Below are 12,646 nucleotides of genomic sequence, written 5' to 3'. Positions count from 1 at the left end.
CTCGGCGTGGCGCGGATGGTCGGCGGCGGGACGCGGCTGGCCATGTCGGTGCGGGCGCTGCAGGCCGAGGGGCGCGGCGTGGCCGTGGTGTCGCAGCGCTCGCGGCGCGGGCTGAGCCAGGCCGACCTGGGCATCGGCGTGCTCGAGGGGACGCGGCGGATTCCGTGGGACGCGGACGCGATGGGCGAGCTCGACGGCGTCCACCTGCTGCTGCGGTGCCTGCCGTGCGCCAGGAAGGCGAGCGTGCGGAGCGTGGGGGTGGCGGCGGCGGGTGCGCTCGCCGGGGCGGGGCTGGCGTTCCTGGGCCCCCAGCGGACCGCGGTCCAGCGGGCGCAGCTGGCGCGCGACAGCCTGTCGCTGGCCGCTCTCGTCGCCGGGGAGTGGACGGCGCGTAACCTGCGGCGGATGGCGCCGCCCATCCAGGTCGACCAGACGCCCTGGCACGCCATGGCGGTACGGGACGTCCTGGAGCGGCTCCGCTCCTCGCCCAGCGGGCTCACCGAGGCGGAGGCCGAGGGCCGCAGGACGGCGTCGGCGCGGCGGGAGGCCCCGGGGCCGGTGTCGCTGCTCGCGGCGTCCGCGGAGGAGCTCGCCAACCCGCTGACCCCGGTCCTCGCCGCGGGTGCGGGCGTGTCGGCGGCGGTCGGCTCGGTGCTGGACTCCGTGCTGATCGGCGGCGTGATGGTGGTCGACGCGGTGCTCGGCGGCGCGCAGCGGCGGGGCGCCGACCGGGCGGTGCACCGGCTCACCGAGATCACCGCCACCCGGGTGCGGCTGCGCCGCCCCGACGGCGGCGTGTCGGGCGTCGCCGACACCCTGGTGCCGGGGGACGTGATCGAGCTGCGCGCCGGTGACGCCGTGCCGGCGGACGGCAGGCTGATCCAGGTGACCGGCCTCGAAGTCGACGAGTCCACCCTCACCGGCGAGTCGCAGCTCGTCGCCAAGACGACGGTGCCGACCGCGGCGCCCGCGATCGCGGACCGCGTCTCGATGGTCTACCAGGGGACGACCGTCGCGGCGGGGCACGGCCTGGCCGTGATCGTGGCCACGGGCGACGCGACCGAGGCGGGCAGGACCGCCGTACTGGCCGAGGAGGGGGCGCCGCCGAGCGGGGTGGAGCTGCGGCTCCGCGCGCTGAGCCGCAGGATTCTGCCCGCCGCGATCGGGTCGGGCGTGCTCCTGATGGTCCTGGACCTGCTGCGCGGCTCGCCGCTGTCGCAGGCGCTCGCCCCGGCGGTGAGCATGATGGTGGCCGCGGTCCCGGAGGGGCTGCCGTTCGTCGCCACCGTGGCGGAGCTGGCCTCGGCCAAGCGGCTGTCGACGCGCAACACGCTGGTGCGCAACCCGTCGACGATCGAGGCGCTCGGCCGGGTGGACGTGCTCTGCTTCGACAAGACGGGCACTCTGACCCAGGGGCACATCAGCCTGGGCAGGGTGTCTGACGGGTGGACCGAGTCGGAGCCGGAGGGGCTGACGCCCCAGCTGCGGGGGATCGTCGGCGCGGCGCTGCGGGCGGGGCCCCGCTTCGGCGGCGGGCGCGCCATCCCGCATCCCACCGACCGGGCCGTGGTCGAAGGAGCCGAGGCGCTCGGCGTCACCCCCGTGGACGGGTTGCGGGAGTGGACGCGGGTCGACGAGCTGCCCTTCGAACCGGCGCGGGGCTACCACGCGGTGCTGGGCCTGTCGGAGTCCGGGCACCTGCTGAGCGTCAAGGGCGCTCCCGAGGTCGTGCTCACCCGCTGCGCGGACGTGATCCGCGGCGGAATGACGGTCCCGCTGGACGAGGGGATCAGGCGGGAGCTGGAGCAGGAGGTGGACAGGCTGGCCCTGCAGGGCTACCGGGTGCTCGCCGTCGCGGAACGAGCGGCCTCCAGCCGCGCCGAGTTGGACGAGTCGCGCATCGAGAGGCTGCGCTTCCTGGGCTTCCTCGGCCTGGCCGACCCCGTCCGCCCGACGGCGAAGCGCAGCGTGGAGGGGCTGATGCGGGCCGGCGTCAGGGTCGTCATGATCACCGGTGACCATCCCAGCACGGCCGAGGCCATCGCCGCCGAGATCAACGCGCTGAACGGCCTGCGCGTGATGACCGGCCCCGAGCTGGACGATCTGGACGACGACGCGCTGGCCGTGGAGCTGCCGAAGGTGGCGGTCTTCGCGCGGGTCACCCCCGAGCACAAGGCGCGGATCGTCACCAACCTGCGCCGGGCGGGCAAAGTCGTGGCCGTCACCGGCGACGGCGCCAACGACGTGCCGGCGATCAGGCTCGCCGACGTGGGCGTCGCTCTCGGCTCGCGTGCCACGCCCGCCGCCCGGGCCGCCGCGGACCTCGTCGTGGTCGACGACCGCATCGAGACGATCATCGATGCCATCGTCGAGGGCAGGGCCATGTGGGGGTCGGTGCGCGACGCGCTGGGAATCCTGCTCGGAGGCAACATCGGAGAGATCGCCTTCACGCTCGGCTCCAGCCTGCTCACGCGGCGTAGCGCGCTGAACGCCCGCCAGTTGCTGCTGGTCAACCTGCTCACCGACATGTTGCCCGCGATGGCGGTGGCGATCAGGCCGCCCAGCGCGGCCAGCCCGGAGAAGCTGCTCGCCGAGGGCCCGGAGGCCTCGCTCGGAGCCGCTCTGACGCGGGACATCTACCTGCGCGCCGTCACCACCGCGGCGGCGGCGACCGGGGCGTGGGTGCTGGCGCGGATGACCGGAACCCGCTCCCGCGCCGACACCGTCGGGCTCGTCGGCCTGGTGAGCGCCCAGTTGCTGCAGACGGTGGCGTTGGGCGGCCGGGACCGGACGGTGCTGCTCGCCTCGCTGTCGTCGCTGGCCGCGCTGGCCGTGATCGTCTCGGTGCCGGGCCTCAGCCAGTTCTTCGGCAACCGTCCGGTCGGGCCGTTCGGCTGGGGTATCGGGCTCGGCTGCGCCGCGGCCGCGACCCTGGTCGCCGGAGCGATCCAACGATCAAGTTAACAACCGTCATCGACAGTTCACTTTACGGTCACCTCAGCTACAGTTGCCGGGTCAGGTTCACGGTGAATTATGCCGGTAACAGCACTTTCATCAGCGTGAGGTACGTAGTGTCCGAATTTCTGGCTTCTATGGCGGCCAAGGCGGCTTTCATGCTGCTCGAGGCGCTGATCATGCGCCTCGTCCAAGCCCTTGTCACGTCGCTCGTCCAGCCCGCCGGCCTCCGGCTGGTCTGACGAGGGCGGTATCACCACGTTCGCCGGCGAACCGCTCCAGCCGGCCGAGGTCGTCGGCCGTGAGCTGGAGGGACGCCGCGTCGAGGTTCTCCTCCAGATGGGCGAGGGCCCGGTGCCGACCGGCGCCGGGTCAGGAGTCCGGCAGCAGCTGCACGTACCCCTCGCCGCCGTTCAGCCGGATGAGCTGCCCGTCCTTGATCCGCTTGGTGGCGTCCTCCACGCCGACGACCGCGGGGAGCCCGTACTCCCGGGCGACCACCGCGCCGTGGGTCATCACCCCGCCGACCTCCATCACGACGCCCTTCACCGAGACGAACAGCGGGGACCAGCTGGGGTCGGTGAAGACCGTGACGAGGATGTCGCCCTCCTCCACCTGGGCGTCCTCCATCCTCATGACGACCCGCGCGCGGCCCTCGACCACGCCCGACGAGACCGCGACGCCCGCCAGCGCCCCCTCTGGCAGGCTTCCCGTGTCGTACTCGCCGGAGATCACCTCTCCCTCTGAGGTGATCACCCGCGGCGGGGTCAGCTTCTGGTACGTCTCGTGCGCCTCGCGCCGCTCGGTGATGAGGGCGTAGTCCAGCTGCCCGGTGTTCACCACGTTCCTGAACTCCTCGATGGACAGGAAGTAGACGTCCTCCTGCTCCTCGATCACTCCCTGCGCGACCAGCTTGCCCGCCTCCACGAGCAGCGCCCGCTTGTACAGTTCGAGCCGCAGCAGCAGGGCGTGCTTGGAGTACTCGCGGTAGCCGATGAAGTGGCGCACCAGGCTCATCTGCCGCGCCGCCTTCTTCGCCTTCCCCGACCCGCCGGGCAGCTGCCTCAGCCGCTCCAGCAGGCCGTTCATCATGCCTTCCGCGTCGGCACGGCCGCGCTGCTCCTTGCGGGCCCGCTCCCCCGGCGCGAACTTCCTGATGTTGCCGAGGATGAGCGGGACGAGCAGCGTCGGGTCCTCGCTCCAGCGCGTCCTGGTGATGTCGATGTCCCCGGGGCAGTGCATGCCGTACTTGCGCAGGTACTCCTCGAAGGCGCGGCGGACGACGGCGCCGCCGTCGAGCGCGGCCAGCCCGGCGAAGAACGTCTCGCGCCCGGCCCCTTCCAGGTACCCCATGACGGCCGGGTACTGCCGGACCACGTCGGCGAGGTCCAGGAGCTCCAGGCCCATCGCCGCCACGACGTTGTGCTCGGCGGACTGGGCGATCACGTCGGCGGTGTTCTTCTCGCCCAGCCACGCCTCCATGTGCTTGTTGACCCAGTTCACCGACTGGATGCCGACGAAGGCGGCCGCCACGCTGCGGGGGTCGAAGGTGAGGTCGGCCAGCACGTCGTGGTCCTCGATGAGGTACGCGAACAGCTCGTCGCCCGACTTGCCGTCGATGCCGCGCCGCAGCTGCTCGACCGTCGCCTCGTTCTGCGCGATGAGCTCGGGGACGACGCGGGCGTCGTCCTCGCGGCCGAGCTTGAGGTACTGGCGGGCCACCGGCAGCGGCCCGCCCTTGCCGAAGTCCATCACCGACGTCTTGCCGTGCGCGAGGTCCTTGACGAACTCCTTCCTGCCCAGCACCGTGCGCAGGGCGTCGGCCATCAGGACGTCGACCTGGCCGAGGCTCTTGAGCGTGACCATCCTGGCGATGGGCGAGGTGAGCTCGTGGGACATGTCCTTGTAGAACCGGTTCCCCGCCACAGTGCCCGCCGAGCGGCCCAGCTTCTCGTGCAGCAGGGCGAAGAACGACAGGCCGAGGGGGGCGAAGGCGTCGGTCATCATCTGCCGGTGCCCGTACGACATGTACACGTGGTTCTTGCCGTCGTGGGCGGCGGGGATGGGGTACAGCGTGGTGATGGGACGGCTCTGCAGCACGTGCAGCACGCCGTCGGCCAGGCCCCACTCGATGTCCTGCGGGCGGCCGAAGTGCGCCTCGATCCGCCGCCCGAAGGTTTCGAGCTGGAGGATCCGCTCGTCGCTGAGGGTCTGCACGTTCTGCCGGGCGGCCTCGATCGGCCGCTCCTCCGTGCCGCCGTCGGCCGAGGCGCGCAGCTCCATCGTCTGGACGGACACCTTCTTGTCGATGATCCGCCCCTCCCGCACCCGGTAGGTGTCGGCGTTGACCAGGCCGGAAACCATCGCCTCACCCAGGCCGAAGCCGGCGTCGATCGAGAGCACCCTCCGGTTGGAGGTGACGGGGTCGGCGGTGAACATGATGCCCGCCGCGTCGGGGAAGACCATCCGCTGGACGACCACCGACACCCGGACGGCCCGGTGGTCGAACCCGCTCTTGATGCGGTAGGCCACGGCGCGGTCGGTGAACAGGGAGGCCCAGCACCGCCGCACGTCGCGGACCACCGACGCCGCGCCCCGGACGTTCAGGTAGGTGTCCTGCTGCCCCGCGAAGGAGCTCGACGGCAGGTCCTCGGCGGTCGCGCTGGACCGCACGGCGCAGGGGACGTCGTCGCCGCCGAGGCCGGCGAGGTGGCCGACGATGTCCTGCTCGATCCCGGCCGGGATGGGCAGGCCCTCGACGGCGGCGCGCAGGCGCGCGCAGGCGTCGGCGATGCCCGCCCGGTCGTCGGCCGCCAGGCCGGACAGCCCGTCGATGAGCCGGCCGACCTCGGGGTCGCACTCGACCACCGCCTGGTAGGCCTCCGTGGTGACGCAGAATCCGGCGGGCACGCGCACCCCGTCGATCGAGGACAGCTCTCCGAGGTTGGCGCCCTTCCCGCCGACCACGGCGAGCCGGGTTCTGTCGATCTCGTCGAAACCGAGTACGTAGGCACTCATGGCTGGAATCCCATCTGGCTCTTGTCGGGCAGTCCCGCCGGGCGTGCACACCGAGAACGGCTCCGGCTCCTTCGCCGGATTACAATACAGTACACACCTGAATTCAAATCTGGGAGACTGGTCGCCACATGACCGAGACGGCGGCGTCCGCGCGGCAACCCGGCCGGCCGCGCAGCCGGGAAGCGGACACAGACCGGCTACCGGCCGCCCTCGGACAACGCGAAGCGCCCCCGCCACGGCGAATTCGAGGGGCGGGGGCGCCAAGCGGGGGCGGCTGTCTAGTGGCCCATCGACGCTCCCCCGTCGACCGGGATGACGGCGCCCGTGAGGTAGGACGCCTGGGGCGAGGCCACGAACCTGACGACCTCCGCGATCTCCTCGGGGCTCGCCATCCGCTGCAGCGGGATCGTCGCGCACATCTCGGCGATGCGCTTCTCGGGCAGGACGGCCGTCATGGCGGTGTCGGTGAGGCCGGGGGCGATCACGTTCACCGTGATGCCGCGCTTGCCGAACTCCCAGGCGAGGGAGCGGGCGAACCCGACCAGGCCGGCCTTGGAGGCGGCGTAGTTGCTCTGCCCCTGCTCGCCCCGCAGGCCCACCGTCGACGAGATGAACACGATGCGGCCGCGCCTGGCCTTGAGCATGGCCGGCGCCACCTGCCTGACCACGCGGAAGGCGCCCTTGAGGTTGGCGTCCAGGGTGGCCTCGAAGTCCTCCTCGCTCATGCGCAGCAGGAGCTTGTCGCGGGTGATGCCGGCGTTGGCGACGAGGACCTCCACCGGGCCGTGCAGGCTCTGCACCTCCGCGACGGCGCGTTCGACGTCGGCGGGGGAGGTGACGTCGCAGGAGACCCCCGCGAGGTCGGCCGGCGGCTCGCTCGTCCGGTAGGTGACGGCGACCTTGTCGCCGTCGGCGGCGAAGGCGCGCGCCACGGCCAGGCCGATGCCCCGGCTGCCCCCGGTGACGAGGACGGAACGACTCACGGTCTCTCCCTAGGAATCGGCGGGAATATGCGAATTCTCGGATGGGTACGTATCCCCGTATTTACGTATAAAAGCGTCCGCGATCCGCTCGGAAGTGATCTCCCCGCCTTCGGCGTCCGCGAGAGTCTGGATCACATCAGCGAATTCACGTTGTAGCTCGATCGGGACCTCCACCCCGTGGTGGGCGTTCAACACGTAGGCGACCCCGCCCTTGCCGGATTGGCTGTTGATCCGCACCATCGCCTCGTAGGAGCGGCCGACTTCGGACGGGTCCAGCGGCAGGTACGGCACCTGCCACGGCAGCTCGCCCGGGTCCACCCCGGCCTCGGCCGCCTCGCGGTCGTGCGCGGCCAGCCCCTTCTTGATCGCGTCCTGGTGGGAGCCGGAGAAGGCGGTGTAGACCAGGCCGCCGGCGTAGGGGTGACGGGGGTGCACCGCCATCCGGGTGCAGCGCTCGAAGGTCTCCTTGACGGCGTCGATGTCAGAGAAGTCGATCCCGGGGTCAACACCCTGCGTCAGCAGGTTCATCCCCAGCGTGACCAGGCAGACGTTGCCCGCCCGCTCACCGTTGCCGAACAGGCAGCCCTCGATCCGCTCCGCGCCCGCCAGCAGGGCCAGTTCGGCGGAGGCGACCGCCGTCCCCCGGTCGTTGTGCGGGTGGATGGACAGGCAGACGTGCTCGCGCCTGGACAGATTGCGGTCGAGCCACTCGATCTGGTCGGCGAAGACGTGCGGGTGCGAGCGCTCCACCGTGGACGGGAAGTTGAGGATCATCGGGCGCCCGGGACCGGGCTGCCACACGTCCATCACCGACTCGCAGACGTCCAGCGCGAAGTCGGGCTCGGACTCGTTGAACACCTCCGGGGAGTACTGGTAGCGGAGGTCGCAGCCGGCGAGAGTACGCTCCGCGTACTTCATCATCAGCCGGGTGCCGCGCACGGCCATGTCCTTGCACTCGTCGCGGGTCATGCCGAACACGACCCGCCTGAACACCGGCGCGATGGCGTTGTAGAGGTGGATCGTGGCCCTGGGCGCGCCCTTCAGGCTCTGGACGGTCTGCCTGATCAGCTCGTCGCGGGCGGGGACGAGCACCGTGATCCACACGTCGTCGGGGATGCGGTTCTGCTCGATGAGCATCCGGACGAACGCGTGATCGTCCCGGCTGGCCATCGGGAAGCCGACTTCGATCTCCTTGTAGCCCATCGCCACCAGCAGCTCGAACATCTTCAGCTTGCGGGCCGGGTCCATCGGAGTGGGGAGGGCCTGGTTGCCGTCGCGCAGGTCGGTGGAGAGCCAGCGGGGGGCGGTGACGGCGCGCCGGTCGGGCCAGGCCCGGTCGGGAAGCGATAGCGGCACGAATTCCCGATAGCGCCCTGCGGATATTCGAGGAGATTTCACGGCCGCTTTCCCTTTCTCGCGTCTGCTGCCGGGGGCAAAGCCGTGATTTACGCTACAACCGGGTCGCGGGGCTCAACAAGTATCGTCCGGAATATCGGAAGTAGTAGACGCGCCTACAACCTTCAATGCCCTACTTAACTTCCATCAATAATCACTGGAACATCGGGTTCATGCCAAGCCTTCGGACCTCCCCCGGGCATCCGTCTGCCCTCCGCGTCAGAAGCGGTGTCAGTCTGTTACGGATGTGCCTGATCGAGACCCGCCCCTCCGTCCTCGTGATGTTCTCACTGCGCTTCGCCGCCGGCGCGACCCTGGGGGCGCAGGCCCTCGACGTCCGGGACGGCACCCCGTTGCAGATGGCGGGCACCGGCCTGGTCTGGGTCACGGCGATCTTCGCGGTCTACCTGTTCAACGGCGTGATGGACGTAACGGAGGACCGGGCGAACGGCTCCGCGAGGCCGATCGCGCGGGGCGAGCTGGAGCCCGACGTCGCCTTCGCGGTGGCCCGCGGCGCCGCGCTGCTCTCTCTGGCGGGCGCCGCCCTGCTGCCCACGCCGATCGCCTGGATGGTGCTCATCCTGCTCGCCCTGGGATACGCCTACTCGGGCCCGCCGTTCCACCTGAAGCGCAGATCCGGCCCCGCCGCCGCGATCGGCATGCTCGCCTGCCTGCTGACGTACGCGGCCGGCTTCGTCGTGCAGTCGGAGGAGTGCTGGGTCGCCCGCGCGGAGCCGCTGGTGGTCTTCACCCTGGCCGTCTCCCTGTGGACCGGGCTCGTCGGCATTCTCACCAAGGATCTTTCCGATATCGAGGGAGACGCGGAAGCCGGAAGGTCTACTCTCGGAGTGACGCGCGGAGAGGAGACGGTACGGCTGCTCGCCGCGGGGGCCGCGCTGGCCACCGCGACCGCGTTCGGGGCGGTCGTGCTGCTGCTTGACCTGCCGCTGGTCGGGGCGGTCGTGACGATGTTCGTGGGGGCGATCACCGTCACCGTGGTGACACTCGGTCCGCTTTCGCGGGGCGACCGGGCCCATCGGCGGCGTCCGTATCGTGCGTTTATGACTACGCAGTATGGAGTTCATCTGATTTTAGTCGTGGCTATGGCATATCCTCCTGTTGCCTGACCAACATAAATGGGTAAAAATGGGCCATCCGGTTTCCCTAGGTCCGGAGGCGGCCTTGACGGGGAGTCACGCTCGTAGCACTAAAGACTTCGCAGCCCTAGTAGACGGTTGCCGCGACCAGATCCTCGCTGAATACACGCGCAGGCTCAGAGTCGAATGCGCGTCGCTGGTGCGGGAGTCCGCCACGCTGCGTCAATTGATTGCGAACGCCGAAGAGATTCTGGCCGACGTGGTGACGGCGCTGCAGGCAGGCAAGGTCCGGACAGACGACTCCTACAGCCGCCTGGCCTGGGACATCGGGGCCGACAGGGCACAGGCCGGCATCCATCCCAAGGAGTCTCTGGAGGCGGCGTCGATCTTCTTCAGGGTCGCCCTGCCGGCCCTGAGCGAGTCAATGGTCGAGCTACCCGACTTCGCCCGGCTGTTCAACATCGTGGCGCTGAGCCTGGAGCACAGCATCTCGGCCAGGATCCGCGCGGCGTCGGCCGCCTACACCGGGTTCCTCCTGAACAGGGTGCACGACGTGCAGGTGGAGGAGCGGCACCGCATCGCCAGGGAGTTGCACGACCGGATCGGCCACGGCATCAGCGTCGCCCACCAGCAGCTCGAACTGCACGAGTTCAACCGCCTCAGCGAGCCGACCAGGGCCTCGGGCAACGTCAAGCTCGCCGAGCAGGCCATCCAGGAGACGATGCAGAACCTGCGGCAGGTGACGTCGGAGCTGCACCCCAACGAGCCGCTGAAGAGCCTGGAGAAGGCGTTGCTCTGCTACCTCGAAACCGTCGACACCCGCGAGGTGACCGTCCGGCTGCACGTCAACGGCGACGAGACGTGGGCGCCGCCCGAGGTGCGGGACGAGTCCTTCCTCATCTTCCGCGAGGGCGTGCGCAACGCGCTGGCCCACGCGCGGGCCTCGGTGATCCTCATCCAGATCGACATCGCGCCGCACGAGATGCGCGGCACCGTCCAGGACAACGGCCGGGGGTTCGCGGAGGAGGGGGTGTCGGGCTCGGCGATGGGACTGAGATCGATGCGGGAACGAGCCGAGCTGCTCGGAGGTTCGGTGGTGGTGTCGAGTGAACAGGGCAAGGGCACCACGGTCGACTTCCACGTGCCGATGCACGAGGCGAACTTATGAGCAGATCCGGCCAGCTGACCACGATCGGCATCGTCGACGACCACGCCCTCTTCCGTGAGGGCCTGCGGGAGATCCTCGAGGCGAACGACGACCTGGAGGTGGTGGGCGAGGCGGGCGACTCGGCCGAGGCGCTGACGATGGTCGCCGACAAGCGTCCGAACGTCCTCATGCTCGACATCGAGATCCCCGGTGACGGCGTCCTCGACACCGTCGCCCGGATCCGGGTCATCTCACCCGAGACCAAGGTCATCGTCCTGAGCATGTACGACGGGCCGCAGCTCCTGCGCCGGCTGCTGTCGTCGGGAATCCGCGGCTACCTGCTGAAGAGCGTGCACAGGGAGGAGGTGATCTCCGCCATCAAGAGCGTCGTCAACGATCCGGACCGGCTGGTGCTGGCCGTCTCGCGCGACAGCCTCGCCCAGCTGCACGGCCCGTCGCCGAACGTCCTCACCGACAAGGAGCGGCAGGTTCTGGAGTTCGCCGCGCAGGCTCTCAGCAACCAGCAGATCGCCACCCGGCTCGGCCTGACGGAGGCGACCGTCAAGCGGCACCTGCGCAACATCTTCGTCAAGCTCGGCGCGGTCTCCCGCATCGACGCGGTCAACCGCGCGATCGCCGCGTCGCTGATCACCGCTCCGCGGGACCCGGGAGCGGTGCCGAAGGGATTCGGCTAACGCCGCCGCCCTGATCTGCCAGCGCATCACGCGACTCCCGGGGAGAACACCTCGGCCAGGCGGTCGCACGTCTCCTGCGACAGCTCCACGCCCGTCGAGGCGATGTTCATCTCCAGCTGGACCGGGTCGTGCGCGCTGGGCACCGGGACGACGTCGTCGTTCCTCGACAGCAGCCAGGCCAGGGCGAGACGGCTGATGCCGATGTCCAGGTCGGCCGCGATCGCCTCCGCCTCGCGCAGCATGCGCCCGGCGTCGGGCACGACGCTCGGCGACAGGCCCGGGTCCATCCGTCGCGGGTCGTGCGGGTCGAGCGGGTTGGGCGGGGGCAGCCCGCCGCCGAGCAGGCCGCGGCCCAGCGGGCTGCGGGCGACGATGCCGATGCCCAGCTCCCGCGCCACGGGCAGGTGCTCCTTCTCGGCCGCCTGCCGCCAGAGCGAGTACTCCGTCGCGAGCACCGTGACAGGGTGGACGGCGTGGGCCAGGCGCACCTGGCCCGGCTCCCCGTCGACCAGCCCGATGTAACGGATCTTCCCCTCGCTGACGAGCTCCGCCAGCTCGGCGACGCTGTTCTCGATCCGCGCCCACGGCTGGACGCGCAGGTAGTAGATGTCGATGTAGTCGACACCGAACCGCGCCAGCGTGTCGTCGCAGGAACGCCGCAGCCGCCCCGACCCGTCGGCGCGCCGCGAACCGGCCCACTGGCAGGTGGCGAGCAGCATCTCCGCGCGCTGCTCGGACAGCGCCCTGCCGATCAGGGGTTCCAGCTCGCTGCCCGCGCCCAGGTCGCTGACGTCGAACATGGTGATCCCGGAGCTGATGGCGTGATAGACGATGGCCATCGACGCGGCCGGGTCGATCCGCCCCCGGGAGCCGGTGAGAGCCGCAGCACCCAGACCGATACAGGATGAGATCGGCCCGGCCTTACCCAGTCTTCTGTGCCTCATGGGATCACCTCCGTTGTCGTCTGCATGGGATGTGACCTCACAGGCACGTCACAGGTACGTCGGCGGGCGGCTGCCCGCCCTCACGCGGAAGGCCCACCAGCTCACCATCTGGAAGGCGGTCAGCAGCGGGATCATCAGCACCGCGACGGGCAGGAGCAGCTGGAGAGTCGCGGTGTCGGCCACGGCGTGGGCGATGGGCAGGCTGGGCCCGCCGTCGCGCGCCGAGGACAGCAGGTTCGGGTACAGGCCGGACCCGACGATGAGCACGGGCAGCCCGGCCGCGCAGCAGCTGGCCGCGAACGCCAGCCGAGGGGCGCGCCGCGTCAGCGCCACAGCGGCCGCGCCGAGCGCGACGACCAGCGCCGCGGCCGGCAGGGCCGCCGCCCAGCCGCGGGCGCTCACTCCCCCGGCC

Annotated in this window: 9 protein-coding genes and 1 pseudogene; 5 read left to right on the top strand and 5 right to left on the bottom strand. The window is 70.6% G+C overall.

The window, feature by feature from the left end; all coding sequences use genetic code 11:
* Positions 1–2,964, top strand: a 2,964-nt coding sequence (locus tag ABZ297_RS43860; RefSeq protein ID WP_355359527.1) for an HAD-IC family P-type ATPase, incomplete at its 5' end; no start/stop codon positions are given.
* A gap of 95 nt (positions 2,965–3,059) precedes the next feature.
* Positions 3,060–3,197, top strand: coding sequence for a hypothetical protein (locus ABZ297_RS43855; RefSeq protein WP_355359524.1), 138 nt, complete (start codon positions 3,060–3,062; stop codon positions 3,195–3,197).
* 130 nt (positions 3,198–3,327) lie between these two features.
* On the opposite strand, the gene rph is transcribed toward ABZ297_RS43855, so the two are convergent.
* From rph to ABZ297_RS43840, 3 genes and pseudogenes are all read right to left on the bottom strand, one after another.
* Positions 3,328–5,973: a rifamycin-inactivating phosphotransferase gene (gene rph / locus ABZ297_RS43850; RefSeq protein WP_355359521.1), complete on the bottom strand. Its 2,646-nt coding sequence runs from the start codon at positions 5,971–5,973 to the stop codon at positions 3,328–3,330.
* A gap of 278 nt (positions 5,974–6,251) precedes the next feature.
* Positions 6,252–6,956: a beta-ketoacyl-ACP reductase gene (locus ABZ297_RS43845; RefSeq protein ID WP_355359518.1), complete on the bottom strand. Its 705-nt coding sequence runs from the start codon at positions 6,954–6,956 to the stop codon at positions 6,252–6,254.
* A gap of 57 nt (positions 6,957–7,013) precedes the next feature.
* A pseudogene (locus ABZ297_RS43840) lies at positions 7,014–8,339 on the bottom strand (2-isopropylmalate synthase); the annotation flags it as partial.
* A gap of 257 nt (positions 8,340–8,596) precedes the next feature.
* Between ABZ297_RS43840 and ABZ297_RS43835 the strand changes: the two are divergent.
* The 3 genes from ABZ297_RS43835 (at position 8,597) to ABZ297_RS43825 (ending at position 11,290) form a co-directional block, all read left to right on the top strand.
* Complete coding sequence (locus ABZ297_RS43835) at positions 8,597–9,478, top strand: UbiA family prenyltransferase (RefSeq protein WP_355359515.1); 882 nt, start codon at positions 8,597–8,599, stop codon at positions 9,476–9,478.
* Positions 9,479–9,674: 196 nt separating this feature from the next.
* On the top strand, positions 9,675–10,616 hold the full coding sequence (locus ABZ297_RS43830) for a sensor histidine kinase (RefSeq protein ID WP_355359512.1): 942 nt from the start codon (positions 9,675–9,677) through the stop codon (positions 10,614–10,616).
* Positions 10,613–11,290 carry a response regulator transcription factor gene (locus tag ABZ297_RS43825; RefSeq protein WP_355359509.1) on the top strand — a complete coding sequence of 226 codons (678 nt, stop codon included), beginning with the start codon at positions 10,613–10,615 and terminating at the stop codon, positions 11,288–11,290. Before ABZ297_RS43830 ends, ABZ297_RS43825 begins: the two co-directional genes overlap by 4 nt.
* A gap of 26 nt (positions 11,291–11,316) precedes the next feature.
* On the opposite strand, the gene ABZ297_RS43820 is transcribed toward ABZ297_RS43825, so the two are convergent.
* Together ABZ297_RS43820 and ABZ297_RS43815 are read right to left on the bottom strand one after the other, a co-directional pair.
* Complete coding sequence (locus ABZ297_RS43820) at positions 11,317–12,234, bottom strand: aldo/keto reductase (protein ID WP_355359506.1); 918 nt, start codon at positions 12,232–12,234, stop codon at positions 11,317–11,319.
* A 48-nt stretch (positions 12,235–12,282) separates the two neighbouring features.
* On the bottom strand, positions 12,283–12,646 hold a 364-nt coding region (locus ABZ297_RS43815), incomplete at its 5' end, for a cytochrome d ubiquinol oxidase subunit II (RefSeq protein ID WP_355359503.1).

Origin of the sequence: Nonomuraea sp. NPDC005983 (genome assembly GCF_040614375.1) — a bacterium.
In the GTDB taxonomy this organism is placed as follows: domain Bacteria; phylum Actinomycetota; class Actinomycetes; order Streptosporangiales; family Streptosporangiaceae; genus Nonomuraea.
Note: the sequence above shows the minus strand (reverse complement) of the source record. Positions and strands in the feature narration are given on the sequence as shown.